The organism is Bradyrhizobium sp. SRS-191 (assembly GCF_024586915.1).
Lineage (GTDB): Bacteria > Pseudomonadota > Alphaproteobacteria > Rhizobiales > Xanthobacteraceae > Bradyrhizobium.
This window is the reverse complement of sequence record NZ_JANBVS010000008.1, coordinates 227591-253646: the sequence shown is the minus strand read 5'-3', so window position 1 is coordinate 253646 and position 26056 is coordinate 227591. Positions and strand designations below refer to the sequence as shown.

The following is a 26056-nucleotide window of genomic DNA, read 5'->3' as shown; positions in this document are numbered from 1 at the left end:
CGAGCCTGCCGAGCGGCCAGCGGCCCACCCTACTGATTGCACTGCCATCATTTTCTGCTAGCATTGCCCTCACAACGACAATGCTGGGGAGGCGGTCATGGCGAGCCTGACCATCCGCAAGCTCGACGATTCCCTGAAGACGTATCTCCGGCTGCGCTCGGCGCAGAACGGCCGTTCGGTCGAGGAGGAAGTCCGGGTCATCCTGCGCGCGCTGATCGAGCCCGTTGATCCGTCGGAGCCGCCGTCGGCATCACCTGCTCCGGCCGCCCCGCCGGAGCCCCTCGTCCCGCAGCCCGGCGTCGCCCGCGAAGCCCGTGTCACCTTGATCATCGGTGGCGGCATCGCCGCGTACAAATCGCTCGACCTGATCCGGCGGCTGAAAGAGCGCCACATCCAGGTCCGCTGCGTCATGACCAAGGCGGCAACGCAATTCGTCACCGAGCTCGCGGCGTCAGCGCTGTCCGGCGATCGCGTCTTCACCGACCTGTTCGATGCCCGCAGCGAGTTCGACGTCGGCCACATCCGGCTGGCGCGCGACTGCGATCTGATCGTGGTCGCGCCCGCCACCGCCGACCTCATGGCCAAGATGGCGCAGGGCCACGCTGACGACCTCGCCAGCGCCATCCTGCTCGCCGCGAGCCGGCCGATCCTGCTGGCGCCGGCGATGAACCCGATGATGTGGAGCAATCCCGCGACCCGCCGCAACGCCGCGACGCTCCAGCGTGACGGCATCCACATGATCGGGCCGAACGCCGGCGAGATGGCCGAGAAAGGCGAGGCCGGCATCGGCCGCATGGCCGAGCCGACCGAAATTGCCGAGGCTGTCGTCGCGATGCTGAAGCCGCAGGTGCCGCGCCCGCTCGCCGGCCGCCGCGTGCTGATCACCGCCGGCCCGACGCATGAGCCGATCGACCCGGTGCGCTACATCGCCAACCGCTCCTCCGGCAAGCAGGGCTTTGCCATCGCCGCCGCCGCGCAGGCCGCCGGCGCCGATGTGCGGCTGATCGCGGGGCCGGTCGATCTGACCGATCCCAAGGGCGTGAAGGTCACGCATGTCGAATCGGCGCGGCAGATGCTCGACGCGGTCGAGGCCGAGCTGCCGGCCGATGTCGCGATCTTCGCCGCGGCGGTGGCGGACTGGCGCGTCGCCAGTGAAGGCGGCCAGAAGCTGAAGAAGACCGACAAGGCGATTCCGCCGCTGCAGCTGGTCGAGAACCCCGACATCCTCGCCACCATCTCCAAGCTGAAGGACAAGCGGCCGGGCCTCGTGATCGGCTTCGCGGCCGAAACGGAACACCTGATCGACAACGCGAAAGCAAAGTTCGCGCGCAAGGGCTGCGACTGGATCGTCGCCAACGACGTCTCGCCCGCGACCGGCGTGATGGGCGGCGATCGCAACACCGTGCATCTCTTGACCAGGGACGCCGAGGGCGTCCATGTCGCGTCGTGGCCGATCATGACCAAGGACGAGGTAGCCACCGCCCTCGTCGCCGAGATCGCCCGAACCGTGGGACCAACAGCGTGACACAGACCATCGCCATCGACGTTCAGATCCTGCCGCATGGTGAGGGCCTGCCGCTGCCGGCCTATCAGACCGCGCATGCCGCCGGCATGGACCTGCTCGCCGCGGTGCCGGCCGATGCGCCGCTGATGCTCGCGCCGGGCAGCCACGCGATGGTGCCGACAGGATTATCGATCGCCCTGCCCGACGGCTACGAGGCACAGGTGCGGCCCCGCTCCGGCCTTGCCGCGCGCCACGGCGTCACCGTGCTGAATTCACCGGGCACCGTCGATGCCGACTATCGCGGCGAGGTCTGCGTGCTCTTGATCAATCACGGCAAGGAACCGTTTGCGATCAAGCGCGGCGAGCGCATCGCGCAGATGGTGGTCGCATCAGTCGCGCGCGCTGAGCTCAGCATCGTCGCATCGTTGTCGGAGACGGCGCGCGGAAGCGGCGGCTTCGGCTCGACAGGCCGTTGAACTACGGGACTTTGCCATAGTTCCGACTCGGCTATGCCCATCGATGAACGCATTTTCATTCCGTGCAACCACCGTTCACGGTCTGGACTCTTACCGCTGGAGTCCCGAAGCGGCTATTGTTGATTGATTCGTGAAACGGCGCGGTCGACGCGATATCGGCGCCGCGCGGAACTTCGTGCGGTTTGGGGCAAATATGTCGGGCGTGATCGTGGTGATGCGTCAGACGCTGCTGTCGTGCACGTCACTCGCGCGCAAAGGCCTGATGGGTCTCGCTGCGACTGCGCTTGCGCCGGCGACACCGGTCCTCGCGGGCGATGGCGTGCCGGCGGATGCGATCTCTACTCTGTTCGAGCTGAGCCGATCGGATGTCGCCGAAGTCACGGCGATGCTCGCTCTGCTCGGCTTCTCCGTCGTCGCGGCGATCGCGCTGGTGCGCACGCGCGTTGCCGCCGCACGGAAAGAAGCGCGGCTGCGCGCCGATGTCGCCGAGCTGCAGCTGCAGGCCGACCGCTATCGCGCGCTGCTGTTCGCCGAGCCGCAGATCCTGATCGCCTGGCCGGCCGGCGGTCATCGCCCGCAGATCTCCGGCGACACCTCCATGCTGGTGCCCTCCGATCAGCCGCAGCGCATCCTCGCCTTCGGCACCTGGCTGCCGCCGGAGCCGGCGCTGCAGCTCGACCACGCGGTCGAGGCGCTGCGCGAGGCCGGCGAAGGCTTCATGCTGAACCTCACCACCTCGCATGGCCACGCCATCGAGGCGATGGGCCGCGCCATCGGCGGCCAAGCCATCGTGCGCATCCGCGAGCTCTCAGGGCTGCGCCGCGAGCTCGCCGAGACACAGCTCCGCTTCAAGGCGCTGGGCGAGGAAACGGAGTCGCTGCGCGCGTTGGCGTCGGCGTTGCCGTGGCCGATCTGGGCGCGGCAGGCCAACGGCGCACTCTCTTACGTCAATGCCGCCTATGCACGGGCGGCCGATGCGCGCGACGTGCCCGATGCGATCAGCCGCAATCTCGAGCTGCTCGATTCCGCCGACAGAACCGACCTGCAGCGCGCGCTCGGCGGCGGCGGCCATTTCGAGGGACGGCTGCCGATCGTGACCGGCGGCGAACGCCGCATGCACGACGTGCGTGCCTTCACGCTCGGCGGCGGCAGCGCCGGCGTCGCGATCGATGCCAGCGAGGCAGCGGCACTGGCCGATGCGCTGGTGCGCATGCACGAGGCGCACCGCCGCACGCTCGACCAGCTGTCCTCGGGCGTCGCCGTATTCGACGGCCAGCGCCGGCTCGCCTTCTACAACGACAGCTATCGCCGGCTCTGGGATCTTGACACGGCGTTCCTCGACAGCCAGCCCGACGACTCCTCCGTGCTCGACCGCCTGCGCGCCTCGCGCAAGCTGCCCGAACAGGCGGATTTCCGCGCCTGGAAGGCCAAGCTGCACGAGGCCTATCGCGCCGTCGAGGCGGCCAAGGACACTTGGTTCCTGCCCGACGGCCGCGCGCTCTCGGTCGTCACCACGCCCAACCCCGAAGGCGGCGTCACCTATCTGTTCGACGACGTCACCGAGAGTTTTGCGCTCGCCCGCCGTTACGACGGCCTGATCCGCGTTCAGCGCGAAACCCTCGACAGTCTCGCCGAAGGTGTCGCGGTGTTCGGCTCGAACGGCCGTGTCGAGCTGTTCAACCCGGCCTTCGCCAAGATGTGGCGGCTCTCACCGGACTCATTGCGCGAACACCCCCACATCGACACCGTCGAATCCTGGTGCCGTCAGCTGTACGACGACGCCGTCGCCTGGCGCACCATCCGCGAGGCCATCACCTCGATCGAGAACCGCCTCGACGTCGCGCTGAAACTGGAGCGCAGAGACGGCAGCGTGCTCGACTGCATGAGCCGCCCACTGCCGGACGGCGCGACCATGCTGACGTTCCAGGACATCACCGATACGGAGAATGTCGAGCGCGCGCTGCGCGAGAGCAACGAGGCGCTCGAAGCCGCCGGCCAGATGAAGATCGACTTCGTCCACCACGTCTCCTATGAGCTGCGCGCCCCGCTGACGACGATCATCGGCTTCGCGCATTTCCTGTCCGACCCGTCGACCGGACCGCTGACGCCGAAGCAGGCCGAGTATCTCGACTACGTCACCAAATCGACCAACGCACTGCTGGCGCTGACCAACAACATTCTCGACCTCGCCACCATCGATGCCGGCGCGATGAAGCTCGAGCTCGGGCCGGTCGATGCCGCCAAGGCGATCGAGGCCGCCGCCGAGGGCGTGCAGGACCGGCTCGCCACCGACCGCATCCGCCTCACGGTCGATGTCGCGGCCGATGTCGGCAGCTTCGTCGGCGATGAGCGCCGCGTCGTCCAGGTGCTGTACAATCTGCTCGCCAATGCCGTCGGCTTCTCGCCGCAGGATTCGACCGTCGTGGTGTCGGCCCGCCGCACCGATCACAGCGTCGCCTTCTCTGTCACGGATTCGGGCCCCGGCATCCCCGCTGATATCAAGGACCAGATGTTCGACTGGTTCGTCAGCCGCTCGCAGGGCTCGCGCCATCGCGGCGCCGGGCTCGGCCTGTCCTTGGTGCGCTCCTTCGTCGAGCTGCATGGCGGCAAGGTGCGGATGGATTCGGTGGTCGGCAAGGGCACCACGGTCACCTGTGATTTCCCCACCGACCACATCGCGCAACGCAACGCCGCGGAATGACGGACCGGCTGACATACACGACCGCCCTGGCGGACGAGACCGCAACCGCCGCCCTGATGGCCGACCTCGCATTGCTGATCGGCCCGGGCGTGCTGATCACGCTCACCGGCGATCTCGGCGCAGGCAAGACGGCCGCGGCGCGGGCGATGATCCGCTATCTCGCCGATGATGCCGAGCTCGAGGTGCCGAGCCCGACCTTCACCTTGGCGCAGAGCTACGACCTGCCGAGCTTCCCGCTGGTGCATGCCGACCTCTACCGCATCAGCGACGCCTCGGAGCTGGAGGAGATCGGCCTGTCGCCGCTGCCGGAAGCCACGGTCGTGCTGATCGAATGGCCGGAGCGCGCCGGCGATGCGCTGCCGCAGGACCGCATCGACATCGCGTTGCGGCACGATGCAGCTCAAGGCGACAGCGCGCGTAGCGTCGAGGTCATCGGTACCGGCAAGGCCGGCGCGATCGTCGCGCGGCTCAAGGCACTGCGCGAATTCCTCGCCGAGGCCGGCCACGGCAAATCGCGCCGCGAGCGCATGGCCGGCGATGCCTCGACCCGTTCCTATGCGCGGCTCTACAAGGGTGAGCGCGTCTACATCCTGATGAACTCGCCGAAGCGGCCCGATGGTCCGGCGATCTACAACGGCAAGCCCTATAGCGGTGCCGTGCATCTCGCCGAGGATGTCCGCCCGTTCGTGGCGATGGCTGGCGCGCTCCGCGCGCGCGGCATTTCAGCGCCGAAGATCAACGACGCCGATCTCGACCACGGCTTCCTGGTCACCGAGGATCTCGGACGCGAGGGCGTGATCGAGGGCGACCCGCCGCGCCCGATCGTGGACCGCTATGAGGCCGCGACCGACCTGCTCGCCGCGCTGCATGCGCAGGACGTGCCCTCGGTGCTGCCGCTCGCCCCGCAGGTTACCTACAAGGTCCCGGCCTTCGACGTCGACGCCATGCTGATCGAGATTGGCCTGATGCTCGAATGGTACCTGCCCGATCGCGACGTGGAGCCGTCGCAGGTGCTGCGCGCCGAATTCCTGGAGATGTGGCGCGATCTGCTGGACGCACCTCTCGCGGCGAAACCGACCTGGGTGATCCGCGACTATCACTCGCCGAACCTGCTCTGGCTTCCCGCCCGCGAGGGCATCGCGCGGGTCGGCGTGATCGACTTCCAGGACGCCGTCATGGGGCCGCCCGCCTACGACGTAGTGTCGCTGGCGCAGGACGCCCGCATCGATGTCCCCGCCGATATCGAGCAGACGCTGCGGGAACGCTACGTCGCGGCACGGCAAGCCGCCTCGGCGGACTTCGACGCCGATGAGTTCGGCGCGCACTACGCGATCATGTCCGCGCAACGCAACACCCGCCTGCTCGGCACCTTCGCCCGGCTCAACCGCCGCGACGGCAAGCCGCACTACCTCAAACACCAGCCGCGCATTTGGGACTATTTGCACCGCTCACTGGCACACCCGGCGCTGGAGCCGCTCCGCGACTGGTACGCCGCCAATGTTCCGCCACCGTCCGGCGTGTCCTGAAGACCCTTCTCGACGAGATTCACCGCAGGCATTTGCCCCGGCAACATTGCCCGCGGTCCCTCAGACGCCGCCCATCTTGCAGACGATCTTCCATTCCTCGGCGGTCACCGGCTGCACCGACAGGCGAGACTGCTTGACCAATGCCATCTCCGACAGCTTCGGCTCGGCCTTGATGGCGGCGAGCGTCACCGGGGTCTTGAACGGCTTGTGCGCCTTGATGTCGACGCAGACGAACTTGGCCGTCTTGTCGGTCGGGTCGGGATAGGCTTCCCTGATGATCTCGGCGATGCCGACGATCTCCTTGCCCTCGTTGGAATGGTAGTAGAAGGCGAGCTCGCCCTTCTTCATCGCCACCAGATTCTGCCGCGCCGTGTAGTTGCGCACGCCGGTCCAGGCCTCGCCCTTGGCGCCCTTCTCCACCTGCTGGTCCCAGGACCACACCGAGGGTTCGGATTTCACCAGCCAGTAGCTCATCGTGCCGTTCTCTTTCCATCCGTCATGGCCGGGAATATACGCGGCGCGCGCGTTTCGGAAGTGCAGGCCACCCACCTCTCACAGCCTTTTCCATTATCCAAGACGCGGATGCCCGCGACAAGCGCGGGGATGACGGCGGCGAGCGGTCCGTGCGCGAAGGCGTGGCCTGCGCGCTCACTCCTCCGCCTTGAACGGCCGCATCATCAGCGCCTCGATCGCAGCGTCGATCGTCACCGCTCCGGCCAGGATCGCGGCGACCGCCTGCGCCACCGGCATCTCGACGCCGCGCGAGGCGGCGAGCTCGACAAGCACCGGCGCGGTGTACTGCCCCTCGGCGAGCTTGCCCGCGGGCAGCGGCTCGCCACGGCCGAGCGCAAGGCCGGCGGCGAAGTTGCGCGACTGCGGGCCGGCGCAGGTGAGGATGAGGTCGCCGAGGCCGGACAGGCCGGTGAGCGTCTCGCTGCGCGCGCCGTAAGCACGGCCGAGCCTGACAAGTTCGGCGAAGCCGCGCGTGGTCAGCGCCGCCAGCGCGGAGGCGCCGAGATTGCGGCCAGCGACGATGCCGGCGGCGATCGCCAGCACGTTCTTGGCGGCGCCGCCGATCTCGACTCCGCGTACATCTGTCGAGTGGTAGGGCCGGAAGGTCGGCGAGCCCAGCGCCTGCACGAGGTCAGCCGCGAGCGTCTCGTCGGGCGCGGCGAGAGTCACCGCGGTCGGCAGGCCGCGCGCGACGTCGTCCGCGAAGCTGGGGCCGGACAGGATCGCGGGCGTGGCGTTCGGCGCCGCCTCGGCGATCACCTCGGTCATGAATTTGTGGGTGCCGTGCTCGATGCCCTTGGCGCAGGCGACGAGCGGTGTGCCATGCGCGAGCAGCGGCGCGAGATGCATGACGGCGCCGCGCAGGTGCTGCGCGGGGACGACGACGAGAACGGCATCGGCGCATGCGGCCTGGGCGAGATCAGGGGTGACGGCGATGCTGTCGGCGAGCGGAATGCCAGGCAGTCGCGGGTTTTCGCGCGCAGCTGCGATGCGTGCGGCGTGTTCGGCATCGCGGGCGTAAAGCGTCACGGCGCGGCCGGCGCGCGCAGCCACGGCGGCGAGCGCGGTGCCCCACGCGCCGGCGCCGATGATGGAGATGGTTTGGAAGCGCGTCATTGCCCCGAACTCGACTGCGCTCCCTCTCCCGGTTCTTCACGGGGGCGCGACGAGCTTCGCTCGCGCTGAGAGGGTTGGGGTGAGGGACAACCCCAACCACCGACCGTGCTGAAAGCCCCCGCCACCCGGATTGCATCTGGCGATGCGATCCAGTCTCTCCCCGCGCGCGGAGAGAGGCTGAAGAGTGCCTCGCGAACGAGTGGAGAATGAGTGAGCAGCTTGGGCACGCTCTCAAAACCCCGCACGCGTCTTCGCGAACTTGCCCGGCACCTGCGCATTCGCGTCCAGCAGCCAGCGGGCGCGTGGCGCGGCGTCCATGCCGTCGATCATGCCGAGCGCGAGTCGCTCCGCTCCGGCCCAGGCGATCATCGCGCCATTATCGGTGCACAGCGCGGGCGGGGGCATGATCAGACGGGTGCCGGCCTTGTCCGCGACGTCGTCGAGCGCGCCGCGGATCGCCTGGTTGGCGGCGACGCCGCCGGCGGCGACGAGCGCGGTCGGCGCGCCGAAGCGCTGCTTGAACAGATCGAGGCCGACCCGCAGGCGGTCCGCGGTCGAGTCCAGCACCGCGGCCTGGAAGCTGGCGCAGAGATCAGCTTTGTCCTGCTCACTGACGCCGTCCAGCCGGACGATCTCGCTGCGCACGGCGGTCTTCAACCCGGACAGCGAGAAATTGGCATCGGGGCGGCCCTGCATCGGGCGCGGCAAAGCGAACCGCGTGGCATCGCCGTTGCGCGCGGCCTGCTCGACTTCTGGACCGCCGGGGTAGGGCAGGCCGAGCATCTTGGCGACCTTGTCGAACGCTTCGCCCATCGCGTCGTCGACCGTCGTGCCAAGCCTGACATAATCGCCGACACCGGCCACCGCGACGATCTGGGTGTGACCGCCGGAGGCCAGGAACAGACAATAGGGGAAGTCGATTGCATCGGTGAGGCGCGGGGTCAGCGCATGCGCCTCGAGATGGTTGACCGCGATCAGCGGCGTGCCATGCACCAGCGCGATCGCTTTTGCCGTGGTGAGACCGACGATGACGCCGCCGATCAAGCCAGGTCCCGCCGCGGCGGCCACGCCGGCCAGCTCGGCGTAATCGACGCCGGCCTCGCGCATCGCCGCGTCGATCAGATGATCGAGCATGTCGACATGGGCGCGCGCCGCGATCTCGGGAACCACACCGCCATAGATCGCGTGTTCATCGGTCTGCGAGCGCACCACATTGGAGAGGATCTGCCCCTTGCCGTCCGAATCACGGGAGACCACGGCCGCGGCGGTCTCGTCGCAGGTGGTTTCGATGCCGAGCAGCAGCGTTGTCGAATCGTTACCCAATCTCAACCCTTCGGTTATTATGAGTGCGCGGAACCGCCTAACACCACGAGGTCGCCAGGTGCAATCGTCCGTCCGTTGCAGCCGGGCCGATCCGTATTCGACGGGAGCATAGCACATGGCCGTGCTGGTGACCCGTCCCGCCCCCGACAATGAACGCACCGCGGAGCGCTTGCGCGCGCGCGGCTTCGACGTGCTGCTGGCGCCGATGCTGCGCTTCGAGCCGGTCGCGCTGCCCGCGGATGCCGGGCGCGAAGCCGCCGGCATCGTTGTCACCTCGTCGAATGCGCTGCGCGCGATTGCGCCCCAGCTCGTGGGCTCGGGGCTGCTCAACCTGCCGCTGTTTGCGGTCGGCGACCAGACCGCCGCCGCCGCGCGCGAGGCCGGCTTCGGACAGGTCATGTCGGCGTCCGGCGATGCCGCGGCGTTGCGCGAGCTGATCGCGACCAGCAGCGTCATCGGTGCCGGCGGCACCCTGCTCTATCTCGCCGGCGCCGACCTCTCGCGCGAGCTCGCCGGCGAGCTCGCCGAGCGTGGCTTCGACGTGATCACGGAGACCGTCTATCGCATGGCGCCGGTCGCCGCGCTGCCGCGGGCGGTCTGCGAGGCGTTCGCGGCCAATCGAATCGAGGCCGTGCTGCATTATTCGCGGCGAAGTGCCGCGGCGTTCGTGGCGGCGATCCGGGCCGAGGGCGTCGAAATCTCGGCGCTGGCCGTGCCGCATGGCTGCCTGTCGGCCAATGTGGCCGAGGTGCTGCGTGAGGCCGGCGCGACCCAGGTCACAATCCCAGCGCATCCGGATGAAAACGACATGCTGGAGGGGCTAGCTCGTGCGCTACGGTCGTGAATGGCGTAAGAGGGCCTGCTCAATCTTGCCTCAGCCAGGGAACTCCCACCATGGTCGATGAACCCGACACCGTTGCGCCGGCCTCCGATACCGGGCGGCCGAAGCGGCCACCGCCGACCATCGACCTGGAGCCGACCTCGCGCGAGGAGCGTCCCGCCGCGAGCGAGAGCGTAGCCGAGCGGCCGACGGCCTCGCCATGGTCCGCGCCGGCCGAAGCGGTCGCCGAGGGATCGTCCGGCACCGCGAGCCAGTCGCATCCGCATGGCGCCGATGACATCGCGCCGGACACAGCCAGCGCCGAGACGCCCGAGGAGACGGTCACAGCGGCCGAGCCGCCGCGCGCCGATCTGCCTCCTCCTCCGCCGCCGCGCCCGGTGTCGCCCTGGATCATCGCGCCATTCTCCGGCGCCGCTGCGGCGGCGCTGGTGATCGGAGTCGGCTGGATGCTGGGCTGGCCACCGGTCCAGCCGCCATCGCCGACGACGCCGCTGTCCACCGCGGTCGACGAGCTGACCTCGCGGGTCGCCGGACTCGAGCAGCGCATCGGCAAGCCCGATACCGCCGTGACCGGCCGCATCGATGCGATCGACAAGGCCATCGCCGGCGTGCGCAGCGACGTCGCTGGCCTGCGCAGCCAGAGCGACAAGACGGTGGCGGCGCTCAACGACGTCAAGGCGCAGCCGCGCGACGGCTCGGCCGCCGCACCCGCGCCGGCCCCGGTCGACCTGTCCGGCCTGACCGCGCGCATCGATGCGCTGGAGCGCGCCAGCAAGACCCAGAGCGCGGCGCTCGCGCAGGAGAGCCGAAAACTCTCCGAGGCCGCCGAGGCAGCCAAGACATCCGACGATGCCCCGTTGCGCCGCGTCGTTGCGGCGACGCTGCTCGATGTCGCCGTCCGCCACGGCGACCCCTATGCGGCGGCGCTGTCGACGGCGAAATCGCTGGCGTCCGACGCTGCCGCGCTGAAGCCGCTGGAAGCGTTCGCGGCGAACGGCGTGCCGAGCCCGGCCGCGCTCAGCCGCGATCTCCTGACCATCGTGCCGAAGCTGGCGCCGCCCGCCACTGAGAGCACCACGGGCAATTCGATCCTCAGCAAGCTCTCGGCCGGCGCGCAAAACCTGGTCAAGGTCGAGCGCACCGACGGCGCCGGCACCGACCGCGGCGCCGTGGTGGCGCGGATCACCGCGGCCGCGTTGCGCAACGATTTCGCCGAGGCGCGGCGCGAGCTGAAGGGCCTGCCCGCAGACGAGCGCGTCCCCGCCAATGACTGGCTCGCCAAGGCCGATGCGCGTGATGCCGCGTTGTCGGCCGCACGCAAATTCGCCGACGACTCGATGACCGCGCTCGCCAAACCCGCGCAATAGGACGCTCATGTTCCGGATCGTTGTTTTCCTCATCCTGGTCGGGCTCGCTGCCGCCGGCTCCGCCTGGGTCGCCGAGCAGACCGGCGACGTCGTGCTGAACTGGGGTCCATGGCGGATCGCCATGACGCTCCCGGTATTCGTGCTGGCGCTGGGCCTGACCGTTGCCGCCTGCGTGCTGGTCTGGAACCTGATCAGCACGCTGCTGCGCGCGCCCGGCCGCATCCGCCATGCGCATCGCGAGCGCCGGCACCGGCGCGGCCGCCACGCCATCACCCACGGCCTGCTGGCGATCGGCCACGGCGATTCGACCGCCGCGCGCCAGCATGCCGACGCCGCGAAGCGGCTGGCCGGCGACGATCCGCTGACGCTGCTGCTGCACGCCCAGGCGGCGCAGCTCGAGGGCGACCGCGACGGTGCGCGCCGTGCCTTCCGCGCCATGGCCGAGCGCCACGACACCCGCCTGCTCGGCCTGCGCGGCCTGTTCATCGAGGCGCAGCGCGCCGACGATGCGATGGCCGCGGTCGTGATCGCCGACGAGGCGCTCAAGCTCGCCCCGAACGCGACCTGGGCCTCGCATGCCGTGCTCGGCTTCCGCTGCGCCCAGGCCGACTGGAACGGCGCGCTTGCGATCCTCGACGGCAACTACACCGCCGGCATGATCGACAAGCCGACCTATCGCCGCCAGCGCGGCGTGCTGCTGACGGCGCGGGCGATGGCCCTGGAAACCGAGGACCGCGACCTCGCGCGCTCCAGCGCCATGGAAGCCGTGAAGCTGGCGCCGACATTGGTGCCGGCCGCCGTGCTCGCCGCCAAGTTCGAGAGCGAGGCGCACCAGGTGCGGCGCGCGATGAAGATCATCGAGGCGGCCTGGGCGCCGTGCCCGCATCCGGATCTCGCCGATGCCTATGCCCATGTCCGGCTCGGCGATTCGGCCCGGCAGCGGCTGTCGCGGATCGAGAACCTCGCCGCGCGCACGCCCGACCATGTCGAAGCTGCGCTCGCCGTGGCCCGCGCGGCGATCGACGCCGCCGAGTTCGGCCGCGCCCGCGCGGCGCTTTCGCCGTTCACCGACGACCCGACGCAGCGCGTGGCGATGCTGATGGCCGAGCTGGAGCGCACCGAGCACGGCGACGCCGGCAAGGCGCGCGAATGGACCTTGCGCGCGGTGCGCGCCCGCCACGACCCGGCCTGGACCGCCGACGGCTATGTCAGCGACCGCTGGCGGCCGATCTCGCCGGTCACCGGCCGGCTCGACGCGTTCCAGTGGCAGACCCCGGTGGCAAGCCTGCCGTCGGAGCGCAACAGCGTGATCGAAAGCTCGGAATTCGCCGAGGCCGTGCTGGCGCCGCCGAGCCGGCCGGCGATCCCCGAGGGCCTGGTCGAGCCGCCGCGCGGCACGGCCGCGGCGCCGGTGGTGATCGCGCCGACCACCTTGCAGGACAACGATCCGCCGAAGCCGGCCGACATCGCCGCCACGCCCGAGCCCATCGCCGGCAAGCCGGCCGAGGAGATGGTGGACAAGCCTGTCGACAAGCCGGTGGAGAACCCTGTTGAGAGGGCTGAGGACAGCGCTCCGCTGGAGCTGACGGCGCAGCCCGCCGCCCCGCCGGCGGCCGAGCCGGCGCCGCCGCTGCAGGCCGCCGCCCCGACCGAGACCGACGCCGAGCCAGAGACCGCGGAGGAGCAGGAGCCGCCCGCCGAGCCCGTGAAGCCCGCGGAAACCGCGGCCGCCGCAGCCACGCCGCTGTTCCGCAACCGCAGCGATCTCGCCAAGCCGCCGGAGACCCAGATCCAGGCGATCGTCCCGATCATGCGCCCGCCGGACGATCCCGGGGTCGACGACGACGACCAGCCGCGCGACGAGTTCGCCGAGCAGATCGCGCCGAAGGTCCAGGCCGGCGGCTGGCGCGGGTTCTGGTCGCGATTCGGGAGCTGACCCCGGCGGACCACGCCGGCCGTTCCCGCCACACCGGTTCGATTCCGGGCGGCCACGGCGCGCGTGGTCCTTGCCAACCGGCCGTCCGCCCGATATCAGGAGCGCGTCCGCGTGGTCCGGTCCCGTACCGGGCACGCGCCGCTTTGGTTCGCCGCAATAGCTCAGCTGGTAGAGCACGTCATTCGTAATGACGGGGTCGGGGGTTCGAGTCCCTCTTGCGGCACCACGCTTCGCCCTTCGGGCTACGCGTGGCGCAGCCGCCATAGCCCGAAGGGCGAAGCGTGCCCGGCGAAGCCTCTTGGCGAAGCCGGGCGTTTGGGCCCCGCTGCCGCTCACGTCGACCCCCACTTTCTGATCCGATCAAACCTGTCAAACAGCCTGCCGCTCGTCGCGGCCATAGCTCGCGCCCATGCCGCCGCGATCTCGCGGGTCAATGGCCCCGAGTTCTGCCGCAGTCGGCGTCCTCATCAGGTGAGAGGGCGCAGGGAAGGCCGAGTGCCGACTGGCACCCGCGGCCCCCGTGCGGAGAAAAATGCACGGGGCAGGAACCACAGGCTCAGCCGGAAACAACCCGGCCTTCCCTGCGCAATGGTTTGAACGGCTGCTCCGTGCTCTCCCAGGGGACCGGCTTGCTTGCCCCCGTCATCGACATCGTCGCCGACCAAGACACCAGCGTCGGGGTGTCGGGACCACACGGCTTGACCGTCCGCGGCACGACGTTCGTCCGCACCCATCAAGGATGCTGCGTCGCCCCGCGGCCACCGCTCCCCGCCGCAACGTCCCGTGACGATCGCGATACGCCCCTCTCAGTGCGGGCGGGATGGCCGGATCAAACCACTGATTTGGGGGGCGCGTCAACAGAATTTCTGGTATTCGGAATTTTTCGCCTGCACTGCTCCGTTGCCGCGACACACCGTCGATAGCTCCGTGTTGACCGCCATCAGACTTGATGGATCCCGAGCAGGACGATGAGAAAGGTGCATCGTCACCGAAACTCCTCCATCGTTGATATCCTCGCTGTTCGCGTCCCAGCGACGTCGCGGCGTTGATTCCTCATGCTGAACTCATCCTGGATGAAGTAGCCACAGCGAAATGGGTGATGCGATCGGCATGTACGAGGTTCAACTGTGGCTGGGCTTAAAGCGCTCCGTAGACTCGGACAGGGACCGACCACAGTACCTCGCGAGCGCGGCGAGAGTTTTCTCATTCGTCTTGGCGAAGCGGTTCCTCCAACGCATGAGGCTGCTGTGATTTAGACTGGCCTGCTCGAATGGCTCGGACAGCTCAGGCGGGCAGGGTGGACGCTCAGCGCGAAGGCGTAGTAAAGCTCCTGGCCAGCGACGTCTGCCCTTAGCGCGACCAGTCGACGGTGTTGAGCCTCGCGTACAACTTTGCTGCGTAAGCTGGGTTTACCTGATGAGCAAACGCGACTAGGCCTTCGATGTGTCGACGCATGCCAATCGTTGAAGCAAAACCTCGCTTTTTCCGGTGGGCAGAGGCGCCAACCTTGTCGCTCGTGAGCGCAAAGAGATGCGTTTCAACATTGTTTCGAAAGGCGCGAGTGAGGCGCGGCCGATCGCTGTCCACCAGCACGCCTAGAAGCACCTTTCGTGCACCCGGCGGGACAACGCTAGTCTTTTCACGGTGATGGGTCAGCCCAACAAGTTCTAGTTGGTGTGCAACTTGCTTCGCTAGACGCATCGCGATGATACGCGAAGTCTCATCTGTCCTAGAAAAAGCGAGATCGTCAGCATATCGAGTGTAAGTCCATCCCTCGCTTCGCGCCAGTCCAGTCAGTCGACGATCGAGCGTTTCCATTGTCAAATTCGCCAGCATTGGGCTGGTAGGTGCTCCTTGAGGTAGGTGACCTGGGTCATACCTGCGGTAGGGCAAACCGGGTTCGCCCCTGCCAAGGGGGCGACTTGGCGCACCCGGGCGATGACCGGGCAGGCGTGTGCAGATCCGCGCCATTTGGAATGACAGTAGCGCACCATATCCAAGTGAGCGAAACACTCGATAAACCTGTGGCTCTGAGATCGACTCGAAGAAATGTCGAACGTCCATTTTGACGAGCCATCTCGAACCGAGATGGCGCGCGGCCGCCCCAACGAGATCCCGCCTAGGTGTGAAGGCAAAGCTGGCTGGATGCGGGTCTATGAGATTGAGAATATTCTGAGCAATCCAACGTTGTACTTGCATCAGAAATGGATGCGGTACACAGATTGTCCGGTAACGCCGTGGCGGAGCCGGAATCATACCAGGCACCCCTCGCTTCTTGACGCGGAATACTCGGTAGGCGTCCACTTTACGGAAGGCTACCTGCTGCAGATCCTCGGCTGCCACCTCGGCTAGATGCGCCAAGTGATGCAGCGTGAAAATGACAGGAAGGTTGGGATGCACCCGCTTGATCGCTGAAGCCGCGCTCAGCGCAGCCTCTATCATAACCTCGGGACGGCCAGCCTTTCTTGCCTCTCCCTGAAAGTGCTGAGGACTCCACGGGTGTTTCATCTACTTGAATCCAGCCCCGCGTGGGCGCTGCTTCGTCCATCGAAACGAGTCTCTCGAGGAGGTTCCCGCAGGGAACGAAGGAGGAAGCAGCGTGTACCGGCGTTCGGAAGCTCTATCAGCGGCGACCGGAAGCCCGGCCGCCCACGACAGCAAGCTAGTACTTGCCATCATGGCCGCCCCGAAGGGCGGCGGGTACTAGATGAGCCCCGCGAAGTCCTCAGGGCCAAGGGATAATACGGCTCAGAATTTGTTGCAACCACTGGTCGCTTTCGCTCGGAACGTCGTCCTGCCGCCAAGAGGGCTTGTCCAGAATCGGTTAGCCTGCCCGAGCCATTGACGAGACCGCCCTTAAGGGCCCGAGCAAGTATGTCCATGACATCTGGCACGGCCATTCCAGTGCGCTCGGCCAGAGCGACCTGGCTTTTTGCGTGCCACCGTCCACGAAGTAAGCTGAGTACGAGTATCGTCGCAGCAGCTTCCGGCGATAGATCGTCGGAGATTGCGACGCCGGTCATCTGTGCTGCCTGTCCAATGACTTTTGACGGGGCCCGGACGCCGAACGCTGGCCTTAGATCATCTGGTGCGGCACCGTCGTAAAGGGCGCGCCAACGCTCGTGGGTGCGGTGCACCAGGGCCGGAGTGTTGTTGGGAAGCCGATAGTTGAATGCTACGAGCGCCGCGTCGCCTCCAAACCCATAGCGGCTCGCTCCCCGGCCAGCATCAGGGCCATATTTCTCGATCAGAGCTGACCACTCGTCAGCCTGCACGCAATCCGGATGGCTGCTAATCGTGGGCGCAGCATGTTGGAATAGCACTTCCGGTCCGAGCCTGTGCCGTTTCACCTTCGCGACCCCGGCAGCAGTGGCTGCCGCGGCGATTACCTTGAAGTCGATCCATTTCCTTGAAACCCAGGATCGGACGCTGGGGACAGCCCAAAATGCATCTAGCATCTCGCAAACGCGCGAACCTGAACCGATGAAATCTGTGACGATGCCAATACTTCCCGGAGGGCTGGTTTTCCCGCGGAGCAAGTCGGGTCCGGGATGGTTCATAAATGATCGTGGCTTGGTCTCGTGAGCTTGCGATATCACGAACGCAACAAGACCTTCGCTTCCCACACGACCGCTGCCTCGAACAGGACTAACTGGCGCAGGTCCCTTCCGGCCGATCGACCGTCGACGCAGCCTACCACTGGCGTCTGGAATCGATTCTACCTTGAATGCTGGTGCGCCTCCAAATTCCCGCTCGGCATAAAGAGCGACTCTTTTGCGCTTTCCATGCCGGGAAGCTGCCAGCGCGTACAGCTGCGAGCGGAGGGCGGCACTGACCTGCTCCTCATTAAGAAGGAGCATAGAGTCCAACATCAGTCCTGCTGCCGGCTGATCGGATTCGCCAAATTGCCTTAGCCACGCCTGTGATGTTGGATATGACGAAAGCGGCTTCCGATCGGACATTTGTGCTCCTCCAAATGACATTTATGGAGCTGTCCTGGCGCGCTGACAATTGGAACGGTTACCAAATCTGATCAATGAGCCGCGCCGCAAAATGCGCCGTGACGGACCCAAGCCCGATGGTCGTTCTTTTAGACCGAGATTATTCTTGCGGCACCAGTGTCTCGCCTTCCTTGCTTCTTCTCTTGCTGACACGTCGCGTCCGCTCGTCGCGGCCCCGCCGGTTAAGAATTGCTTAACCCAAATCGCGCCATCGTTTGGCGCGAGCCGCGGGGTGAATACCCGCGCTGGCAGTAGGCGGCGATCGGGACGACAGCATCCGTCGCGTTCGAATGCCGCTGGGCCGGTTGCGCTCGGGCGTACGTCAGCGGCGATGCCGGTGGCGATCAGTATCCAAAAGTCATGGTCGGGACGTCTCACTCGCGGGGCCTGCGGCGCTCGCGCGCGTGACGATTCGACCCGACGCCTGGCAGTGGGCGGCTCTCCGAGGCCGCAGCACGCCGGATCGACGGCCGGAACGCGACGCGCGACACAACGAGAGACACAAGGCGAGCCTCGACATGAGCACCACTGCCCTCGACAACAACACCCAGTTCCAGTCGATCCTCGGCCAGATCAGGACGCTCGCCTACAAATATATCGAGGACAAGGATTTCGTCAGTGCGCAGCTCGCCTTCCAGAAGCTGCTCGAGCTCGACCCCAAGGACATCAATGCGCGCTTCATCTATGCGCAGCTGATCGACGACGGCTCGCACAAGAAGCGCGCCGAGGCGCGCGACATGATGCTCGCGATCCTCGACGAGAACCCGCAGGTCTTCGAACAGGCAACCGAAGGCAATCTGCATCTGATCCGCAGCGCCGCGTTGCGCTGCAGCCATGTCGGCCCGTTCCCGCGCTCGATGGAGCTGTACCGCAAGCTCGCGCCCGCCTCCAACGACGCCGCCGACTATTTCGCGCTCAGCGAGATCCTGACCCAGAACAACGAGTTCGAGGAGGCGGTGGCCGCGCTCGAGAAGGCCATCAAGCTCAACCCGGCCTTTGACAACCCGCTCAACCGCGAGACGCTGGAGCTGGCGCGCACCAACGCCAAGAAGGGCAACAAGGCGAAGGAAGCCAAGGGCGGCCGCGCCAAGGCCGGCCGCTATCCGGAAACCAAGGACTTCCTCGGCGACCTGCAGACGTTGATCACCAACCACATCGCCGTGAACCTGGCCGCCGCGCCGAAGTTTCTCGACAAGAGCACGCGCTTCTTCACGATGGGCTCGTGCTTCGCGCGCAACCTCTCCAAGAGCCTCAAGGACAGCGGCTATTCCAGCCACCACATGGAGATCTCGGAATACATCAACACGACCTTCGCCAATCGCGTGTTCGTCGACTGGCTGCGCGATGCCCAGATCGATCCGGAGATCCGGGAGCGCATCGTCGAGCTGCTGCCGCCGGGATCGAGCAAGGAGAACACGCTGTCGGTGATCCGGCAGGCCGACGTCTTCATCCTGACCTTGGGCGTCGCCGCCGCGTTCTTCGACCGTGAGACCGGCGCCTTCGTCCTGCCGCGGCCGACCGCGCTGAACTCGCGGGCGCTGGCCGAGAAGTACAAGTTCCGCACCGCCAGCGTGCAGGAGAATGTCGACAATGTGCTCTATCTGATCGACTTCGTCCGGAGCATCTCGCCGGGCATCAAGGTCATCGTCACGGTGTCGCCGGTGCCGCTGCTCACCTCGTTCGAATATGAATCGGTGGTGCAGGCCGACTGCCTGTCGAAGAGCACGATGCGGCTGGTGGCGCATGAGGTCGTCAACAATTCGAAGCTCGAGGACATCTGGTACTGGCCGTCCTTCGAGGTGTTCCGCTGGGGCGGCTCCAATGCCTCGAACTTCTTCGCCGCCGATGACGGCGCGGCGTGGCACGTCTCCGAGGACAAGGTGTCGGCGACGGTGCGCGCCTTCGTGCAGACCTTCTCGCCGGCCTGATCACACTCCGGAACGGCTGCCTCAGGGCAGCCGCTTCCGCCAGAGCCGGATGATGAGGATGCCGGCCTGGGCATAACCCGGCGGCGAGCTCTCAGGCCCGAACGGCGTCTTCGAATACAGCGAGCTGGAGATCAGGAAGCCGCCGACATAGGGCGCCGGCAATCCCGACAGCGCCAGGAAGCAGCGGTGGGTGAGAAGGCCCTCCTCCGGCAGGTTGCCGCGCACCAGCCGGCAATCGCCGACGCCGGTGAAGGCGATGCCGTTGAGCTGGCCTTCGGTGTAGGTGCCGAGCTGGGTCGGGTCCATCGCCTGGCCGATGCACACCCGCATCTCGCCGATGCTCTTGTCGTTGGTGCCGGTCATGCGGCCGTCGCTCGGCTGCACGTTGACGGATTGGATCGAGAGCTGGTCCTCCAGCGCCGGCGCAAAGCCGGTCTTGGTCGGCGCGCAGAAATCCGACGGCACCACGCGGCCATGACGCACGCTGCGGGCGATGTAGATCTCCTCGACCTCGTTCTCGCCGCCCTGAGCCCGCGCCAGGCCGATGCCGGCAGGCAGGCCGACGGCCCCCAGGAGAACCGCAATCATCATCCGGCGCATGCGCCCATCCTTCCTGCGAATCGAAGGTCAGTATCGAATTTGGCGAACTTTCTAAACACCACCAACAGACAGTAGGCATGCATACGCTCATACCTGAGCTTTCGGTCGTTCCGGGACCATGGAACACCTCGTCATGACGGTAATGTGGTAGCAAGCCTGGGTGAGCGGAATTGCGATGCGCCCGCGGCGGGCGCTGCCATCCATCGCTGGTCCGAATGTCGGACCGACACGTCCCCGCGCCCCCGTCGTCCTGAACGGAAGTCGCCGCGACCGCAAAAAGGTTCTGAGAAAAATGGTGCCCCGTGCCGCGCCGACGTGCCGGCGCGCCTGGCTCAATTCAGGCTTGCAGCGGCTGGTGTGACCGACATCACATCGAAGCATTCCGCCAGCGCTTAAACCTCGTCCCCATCAACGAGGGGAGTTTCCAAGATGCGCAAGATGATCCTGATCGGAGCCATGGTGCTCGTATCCGCCACCGTCGCACAGGCCCAGGGAACCCGCAGCCTGTCGCTGTCATCGAGCGACACCGCAGCGCCGGCGCCGCGGCCGACCTATGCCCAACAGGCCGGCGAGGTCACGATCACGCCGGCCCCCGCGCCGGCGGTCGCCGCCCAGGCCCAGCCTGCCCCGGTGGCGCCGGCCGCACCGGCGGCGGCAACAGCCCCGGCCACGGCGGCTGCCGCCGCCGCACAGCCCTCCACCGCGACCGCAACGGCCGCCGCCGAGCCGGCCAGATCGGCGCAGTCCTCGTCGCGTCGATCGAAATCGGCACGCGCGAGCAAGCCGCGTAGCAAGGGCGGCTGGACCGAAGCCCGCATCGTGCGCGAGCTGCACCGCCACGGCATCTATTGGTGAGCCTCGATATCAGGCCGACAACGAAAAAGGCCGGGCAAGTTGCCCGGCCTTCGCGTCTAGCAAACGTCGTGCGGCGTCACTGCTGGACCGTCTGGATCACGCTCGAGATCGGCCGCGCATTGGTCATGGTGGTCGGCAGCTTCGGATCCTGGCCGACCATCGCGTCATATTCCGGCAGCGTCTCGAGCGTGCCCTTCGGCTTCATCGCGACCACCTTGTAGCCGCCGGCCTTCAGCCGCCGCAGCAGGGTCGGCAGCGCCAGCGCCGTGTTCTTCTGGAAGTCGTGCATCAGGATGATGCCCTTGCCCTTCTTGTCGAGCCCGGTCATCACCGTGTTGACGACCTGATCGGCATCCTTGGAGCGGAAGTCGAAGCTGTCGACGTCGCAGGAGAACATCGCGACGTTGCGCTCGCCGAGATAGGCCACCGCCGACGGACGGTGCTGCAGCTGCGGGAAGCGGAAGAACGGCGCGGGGTTGGTGCCGCCGAGCGCGAACTTCACGGCGCTGATGCCCTTCTCCAGCTCGTCCTTGGCAATCTGGTCGGTCATCTTCTTGCCGTTGAGATTGACGTGCGACCAGGTGTGCACGCCGACGACGTGACCGGCCGCCTGCACCTGGCGCAGGATCTCCGGATGATAGGTCGCGTGCTTGCCGATGGTGAAGAAGATGCCGGTGGTGCATTCGTCGGCCAGCGCCTTCAGCACGGCCGGCGTGTTGACCGGCCACGGGCCGTCATCGAACGTCAGCACGACCTCGCGGTCGGCGAGGAAGTCGAACTGCTTGAAGTGGTCGAGACCAAAGCCGGGACCGCCCGTGGTGTCGACGACGACGGTGCGCGAGATGCCGAGCGCATCCGGATTGGCGCAGGTCGATTTCGGCTGCATCGGCAGGGCGGCGGACGCCGCAGGCTTCGCCGGCACGGTGCCGGTATACTCGACATCGTCCTTCGCACCCTTGCCGGCGACCCTGGTCGGCGGCGGCGGTGCAGGTTCGGACGGCTTTGCCGCTGCGCTCTGCGCTGCAGCCTTGGCGGCGTTGGGCTTGGACACCCAATACCAGACACCGGTGATCGCCAGCGCCGCGACGACGGTGGCCAGCAGCAAGCCTAACGCATTACGCATGGTTACTCTTCCCGAAAACGCGAGACACGTGACAGGCGGAGAGAAGGATTTCCGCCGCCTCATTTGAAATCCATTAATGCCAACGACTCGTTAACGCGGTCCCAACACGGTTGGGATCAGCGATCATTTCCAGGGCGATGCAGGCGCCACATCCGCACTCCGCCGGAGCGACACGTCGCCGCGGCCAGGCTGCACGCGCCGCGCGGACTGGATTGCGGGCCTGGATTGAGGATCTGGATTGCGGACCTGGGTTGAGGGGCTCGATCTGGCGTGACCCGCGTCACTGTTGCTAGAGAGCGGGCCGGCCATGATGGACGCATTGAACAAGGGCCCCGCGCTGATGCGGAGCCGATGGGAGCCAGCCATGACGAAGATCTTCAATCTCCTCCGCACCGCCGTTCTGACGGCCGCCGGCGTCGCCGCCATCTCGGCCTTCAGCTCGAGCGCCGGCTTCGCCTTCAGCGCCGAGGCGCAGCAGATGTGCACCGGCGACGCCTTCCGCCTGTGCAGCAGCGAGATCCCGAACATCCCGGCGATCACCGCCTGCATGATCAAGAACCGCTCCTCGCTGAGCTCCGGCTGCCGCACGGTGCTCGACAAGGAGGTGCTCAAGCGCAACGGCAAGGTCGCCGAGGCCGGCGACGCCAACTGACCTCCCGGTATCCGGCTCCCCGCTGCGCGCCGCGGCTGCGACCGAGGCGCTTGCGAGGCCCGGTTGTGGCCACTAAAAGCGCCGCCAATCGTCAATCCTGGAGGCGTCGGTCATGCGTAAATTCTTGGTGGTCATTCCCCTGGCCCTGCTCGCCTCAGCGGCCTCGGCCCAGCAGCAGGTCGGCCAGGATGCATGCGCCCGCGACGTGTCGCGGCATTGCCGCGCCGTGATGAACAACGGCGACCAGGCGGTCCTGGCCTGCCTCAAGGAGCACCGCGCCAAGCTGTCGAAAGCCTGCGACAAGGTGCTGACCGAGCACGGGCAGTAATTCCTCTGCCGCCGTTCTAAGGTCCGCTGCGCGCCGTGGATGCGACCGCCGGGGCCTGCTCGGCGGTGCGGTCGATGTCGTCGCGGCTGCGCACCGAGCCGAACGGACGCTCCAGCATGCGGCGGATGCGCACCGGATCGGCGCCGATGTGGAAATCGATCGCGCGCTTGTGCAGCTCGCGCTCGGCGCGGGTCGAGCGGTTGCGCTGGCGCAGATAGTCGATCCAGGTCGGACAATGATAGCGCTCGGTCCACAGCTCGGGATCGGCGATGTCGCGCGCGATCGACCAGCCATAGGCGCCGTTGCGCTGCCGGCTGAGCTGCACCTCCTGCATCAGGTCGTGGAAGGCGCGGGCATCGTCCTCGGCGACGCGGTACTCGATCTCGACCACCAGCGGGCCCGAGCGCGGGGTGAGCTCGAGCTGCACCTCCGGATCGGCCAGCGTCTCGGCATCCTCGTTGCGCGCGCCGATCGGCGGCATCCGCAGCCACAGGCCGAGCAGCGGCGAGACCATCATCAGCGCGCCCGAGACCAGCAGCGCCACCTCGACGCCGGCGGCGTCGGTGAGACGGCCCCAGCCCCAGCTGCCGATCGCGATGCCGCCTGAGATCGCGGCCTGGAACGCCGCGAGCGCACGGCCTGCGACCCAGCGCGGCGCCGACAACTGCACGCCGATGTTGAACAGCGCGACCGCGAGCATCCAGACGGCGCCGGCGATGACCAGCGCCGCGGCGGTCAGCACCGGCTCGCCGCTCAACCCCACCGCCGCCGTCGCGGCGCCCAGGGTCAGCGCGCAAGTGCGGATCGCGGCTTCGCCCGACAGCCGCTTCCTGATCTCGCCGATGTTGAGCGCGCCGACCACGGCGCCCATGCCGAATGCGCCGAGCATGATGCCGTAGGTCTGCGCGCCGCCATGCAGCAGGTCGCGCGCCACCAGCGGCATCAGCGCCGAGATCGAGCCGCCGATGATGCCGGTGACGAGGGTGCGGATCAGCACGATGCGGATCGACGGCGAATGGATGATGTAGCGGACGCCGGAGACGATGGCGCGGTTGAGCGGCTCGCGCGGCAGCCGGCTCGGCTCGACCACGCGCCGCCATAGGAAAAGCGCAGCCAGCAGCGGCAGATACAATAGCGCGTTGGCGGCAAACGCGGCCACGGCGCCCGCGGCGGCCACGATGACGCCGCCGATCGCCGGGCCGAAGCTGCGGGCGATGTTGTAGCTGATGCCGTTGAGCGCGACCGCGGCCGGCAGCGTCTCGGGCGGCACCTGCTCGCTGACCGAGGACTGCCAGGCCGGGCCCATCAGCGCCATGCCGCTGCCGATCACGAAGCACAGCGCGAGCAGACGCTCGGGCGTGACCAGACCGAGCCAGGCCAGCGCGGTCAATGTCGTGGCGCCGCCGAGCGCCACCGCGAGCGAGACCAGCGCCACGATGCGGCGGTCGTACATGTCGGCGACAGCGCCGGCCGGCATCGAGATGAACATCACCGGCAGCATCAAGGCGGTCTGCACCAGCGCGACCTTGTCGGCCGACGATGTCATCTGCGTCATCGCCCAGGCGGCGCCGACGGCCTGGATCAGAAGTCCGAGATTCGACAGCAGGCTCGCCAGCCAGATGCGGCGGAACACCGTGTGCTTCAGCGGCGCGGCGATGCTCTCCGCGGCGAACAGCTCTCGTTTCGAGGGCGCATTCATTCAGGTCCGTCCACGTCGTCCGTTTGCATTGAACTATCGCTTGATTCCGGCCGGACGTATGTGATGCCTGCGAAACTCAGCAGCTGTCCAGTGCTCGATCCCCGATCATGGACCGTGGCCAACCAACACAGAATGAACGAGACGGAGGAACCGCCGATGACGCTGACGCGCCGCACCATTTTGCAGAGCATGGGAACCCTGCCGCTGCTGACCAGCGGTCTGACCTTACCTGCCTCGGCGCAGACGACGTCGACGCCAGCGGCGAGCGACATGCCGCCGGTGCTGTTCGTGCACGGCAATGGCGATCACGCCGCGCTGTGGATGACGGCGTTGTGGCGGATGGAATCCAACGGCGTGCCGCGCGCGCGCCTTGCCGCGCCGAACTTCACCGACCCGCTCGCCCGCAATGACGACGCGGTGGCGCAGCCGAACCGGTCGTCGACCGACGATCAGCGCCGCGAGCTCGTCGACGCGATCAAGGCGCTCAAGGAGCGCACCGGTGCTGCGCGCGTGGCGCTGGTCGGCAGCTCACGCGGCGGCAATGCGATCCGCAACGTCGTCAAGAACGGCGGCGGCGCCGATGTCAGCCATGCCGTGCTGTGCGGCACGCCCAATCACGGCGTGTTCGACTGGGACGACAGCCCCGGCAGCGAGTTCAACGGCCGCGGACCGTTTCTGCGCGGACTGAACGCGGGCGACAGCGAGGTGACGGAAGGCACCGCATTCCTGACCTTGCGCAGCGACGGGCTGGACAAATATGCGCAGGCCGATGGCCGCCTGGTCGGCAAGCCCGGCGTGCCCACCGGCATCACCGCCGAGGGGCCGGCGCTGAAGGGCGCGACCAACCTCGTGATCGGCGCGCTCGACCATCGCGAGGTGGCGTTCCATCCGCGCGCGTTCCGCGAGATCTACAAGTTCATCGCCGGCAGAGAGCCGTCGTTCATCGCGATCCAGCCGGAGCGCGAGGTGCGCATCAGCGGCCTCGTCACGGGAACCCCGGGCGGCGCGCCGACCAACCGTCCCGTGGCCGGCGCCAGCGTGGAGGTCTACCGCGTCTCCGGCGAGACCGGCGCGCGCCAGGGCGAGCCTGTCTATCGCGGCCAGACCGGCGCCGATGGACGCTGGGGGCCTGCGGAGATCGATCCGACCTCCTATATCGAGATCGTGCTGACGTCACCGAACGCGCCGATCACGCACTTTTACCGTTCGCCGTTCCCGCGCTCGTCGGAGGTCGTGCATCTGCGCGCAGCGCGGCCCCTGGGCCAGGCTGACGCCGGCGCGGGCGCCATCGTGATCATGGCCAGGCCCCGCGGCTATTTCGGCCTGCCGCGCGACATCGTGCTGCTCGACGGCAAGGAGCCCGCGGACGTACAGAAGGGCGTCCCGACCGATGCGGCAACGACATTGCGGCTGCCGACAGGCGACGTCGGACGCAGCGTCATCGGACTGTTCAACGAGGAACGCATCGCCGCCCGGCTTTGGCCAGCATCGGAGAGCAGGATTGCGATGATCGAGCTGACTAATTAGTTGCTGGAGTAAGATGGTACGTCAAAGCTCATGGAGGGCC

The 26056-nt window shown here is 67.4% G+C and carries 19 protein-coding genes and 1 tRNA gene; 13 read left to right on the top strand and 7 right to left on the bottom strand.

All coding sequences use genetic code 11. The features are described from left to right. The first annotated feature begins 97 nt into the window (after positions 1-97). The 4 genes from coaBC (at position 98) to tsaE (ending at position 6207) form a co-directional block, all read left to right on the top strand. Positions 98-1525: a bifunctional phosphopantothenoylcysteine decarboxylase/phosphopantothenate--cysteine ligase CoaBC gene (coaBC, locus tag NLR35_RS17065; RefSeq protein ID WP_257167687.1), complete on the top strand. Its 1428-nt coding sequence runs from the start codon at positions 98-100 to the stop codon at positions 1523-1525. After that, positions 1522-1980 carry a dUTP diphosphatase gene (gene dut, locus NLR35_RS17060; protein WP_257167686.1) on the top strand — a complete coding sequence of 153 codons (459 nt, stop codon included), beginning with the start codon at positions 1522-1524 and terminating at the stop codon, positions 1978-1980. The genes coaBC and dut overlap by 4 nt, the downstream gene beginning before the upstream one ends. Before the next feature lie 193 nt (positions 1981-2173). Then, positions 2174-4681, top strand: coding sequence for a PAS domain-containing sensor histidine kinase (locus NLR35_RS17055; protein ID WP_257167685.1), 2508 nt, complete (start codon positions 2174-2176; stop codon positions 4679-4681). After that, complete coding sequence (tsaE, locus tag NLR35_RS17050; protein WP_257167684.1) at positions 4678-6207, top strand: tRNA (adenosine(37)-N6)-threonylcarbamoyltransferase complex ATPase subunit type 1 TsaE; 1530 nt, start codon at positions 4678-4680, stop codon at positions 6205-6207. Before NLR35_RS17055 ends, tsaE begins: the two co-directional genes overlap by 4 nt. 60 nt (positions 6208-6267) lie before the next feature. On the opposite strand, the gene NLR35_RS17045 is transcribed toward tsaE, so the two are convergent. The 3 genes from NLR35_RS17045 to tsaD all read right to left on the bottom strand — a co-directional run bounded on the left by NLR35_RS17045 (position 6268) and on the right by tsaD (position 9135). Then, a complete protein-coding gene (locus NLR35_RS17045) occupies positions 6268-6681 on the bottom strand; it encodes an EVE domain-containing protein (RefSeq protein WP_257167683.1) in 414 nt (137 codons plus the stop codon). Positions 6682-6855: 174 nt separating this feature from the next. Next, positions 6856-7836: an NAD(P)H-dependent glycerol-3-phosphate dehydrogenase gene (locus tag NLR35_RS17040; protein WP_257167682.1), complete on the bottom strand. Its 981-nt coding sequence runs from the start codon at positions 7834-7836 to the stop codon at positions 6856-6858. A 231-nt stretch (positions 7837-8067) separates the two neighbouring features. Continuing rightward, positions 8068-9135, bottom strand: a complete 1068-nt coding sequence (gene tsaD / locus NLR35_RS17035) for a tRNA (adenosine(37)-N6)-threonylcarbamoyltransferase complex transferase subunit TsaD (RefSeq protein WP_257167769.1) — start codon at positions 9133-9135, stop codon at positions 8068-8070. A gap of 139 nt (positions 9136-9274) precedes the next feature. Here tsaD and NLR35_RS17030 point away from each other — a divergent pair, with 139 nt between their 5' ends. The 4 genes from NLR35_RS17030 (at position 9275) to NLR35_RS17015 (ending at position 13529) form a co-directional block, all read left to right on the top strand. Further along, positions 9275-10003: a uroporphyrinogen-III synthase gene (locus tag NLR35_RS17030; protein WP_257167681.1), complete on the top strand. Its 729-nt coding sequence runs from the start codon at positions 9275-9277 to the stop codon at positions 10001-10003. A 50-nt stretch (positions 10004-10053) separates the two neighbouring features. Then, positions 10054-11367 (top strand): COG4223 family protein, encoded by a 1314-nt coding sequence (locus NLR35_RS17025; protein ID WP_257167680.1) that lies wholly within the window; start codon positions 10054-10056, stop codon positions 11365-11367. A gap of 7 nt (positions 11368-11374) precedes the next feature. Next, positions 11375-13303, top strand: a complete 1929-nt coding sequence (locus tag NLR35_RS17020; RefSeq protein WP_257167679.1) for a heme biosynthesis HemY N-terminal domain-containing protein — start codon at positions 11375-11377, stop codon at positions 13301-13303. A 150-nt stretch (positions 13304-13453) separates the two neighbouring features. After that, a tRNA-Thr gene (locus NLR35_RS17015) sits at positions 13454-13529 on the top strand. Between the two features lie 1124 nt (positions 13530-14653). Here NLR35_RS17015 and NLR35_RS34325 read toward each other — a convergent pair. Continuing rightward, entirely contained in the window at positions 14654-15559 is a 906-nt protein-coding gene (locus NLR35_RS34325) for a reverse transcriptase family protein (protein WP_374940825.1), read from the bottom strand. A gap of 2263 nt (positions 15560-17822) precedes the next feature. On the opposite strand from NLR35_RS34325, the gene NLR35_RS17010 reads away from it, so the two are divergent. Then, entirely contained in the window at positions 17823-19232 is a 1410-nt protein-coding gene (locus NLR35_RS17010; protein WP_257167678.1) for a GSCFA domain-containing protein, read from the top strand. A 21-nt stretch (positions 19233-19253) separates the two neighbouring features. On the opposite strand, the gene NLR35_RS17005 is transcribed toward NLR35_RS17010, so the two are convergent. Continuing rightward, the gene (locus tag NLR35_RS17005; protein WP_257167677.1) at positions 19254-19832 is read right to left on the bottom strand and encodes a hypothetical protein; all 579 of its coding nucleotides are present in this window, start codon (positions 19830-19832) and stop codon (positions 19254-19256) included. 429 nt (positions 19833-20261) lie between these two features. Here NLR35_RS17005 and NLR35_RS17000 point away from each other — a divergent pair, with 429 nt between their 5' ends. Beyond that, positions 20262-20687, top strand: coding sequence for a hypothetical protein (locus NLR35_RS17000; protein WP_257167676.1), 426 nt, complete (start codon positions 20262-20264; stop codon positions 20685-20687). A 76-nt stretch (positions 20688-20763) separates the two neighbouring features. Here NLR35_RS17000 and NLR35_RS16995 read toward each other — a convergent pair whose 3' ends face one another. Then, on the bottom strand, positions 20764-21810 hold the full coding sequence (locus NLR35_RS16995; RefSeq protein WP_257167675.1) for a polysaccharide deacetylase family protein: 1047 nt from the start codon (positions 21808-21810) through the stop codon (positions 20764-20766). Between the two features lie 364 nt (positions 21811-22174). Here NLR35_RS16995 and NLR35_RS16990 point away from each other — a divergent pair, with 364 nt between their 5' ends. Then, positions 22175-22462, top strand: coding sequence for a hypothetical protein (locus NLR35_RS16990; protein WP_257167674.1), 288 nt, complete (start codon positions 22175-22177; stop codon positions 22460-22462). A gap of 112 nt (positions 22463-22574) precedes the next feature. Then, the gene (locus NLR35_RS16985; RefSeq protein ID WP_257167673.1) at positions 22575-22790 is read left to right on the top strand and encodes a cysteine rich repeat-containing protein; all 216 of its coding nucleotides are present in this window, start codon (positions 22575-22577) and stop codon (positions 22788-22790) included. Between the two features lie 16 nt (positions 22791-22806). Here NLR35_RS16985 and NLR35_RS16980 read toward each other — a convergent pair whose 3' ends face one another. After that, positions 22807-24489: an MFS transporter gene (locus tag NLR35_RS16980; RefSeq protein ID WP_257167672.1), complete on the bottom strand. Its 1683-nt coding sequence runs from the start codon at positions 24487-24489 to the stop codon at positions 22807-22809. Positions 24490-24645: 156 nt separating this feature from the next. Here NLR35_RS16980 and NLR35_RS16975 point away from each other — a divergent pair, with 156 nt between their 5' ends. After that, positions 24646-26016 carry a hydrolase gene (locus tag NLR35_RS16975; protein WP_257167671.1) on the top strand — a complete coding sequence of 457 codons (1371 nt, stop codon included), beginning with the start codon at positions 24646-24648 and terminating at the stop codon, positions 26014-26016. The last annotated feature ends 40 nt before the right edge of the window (positions 26017-26056 follow it).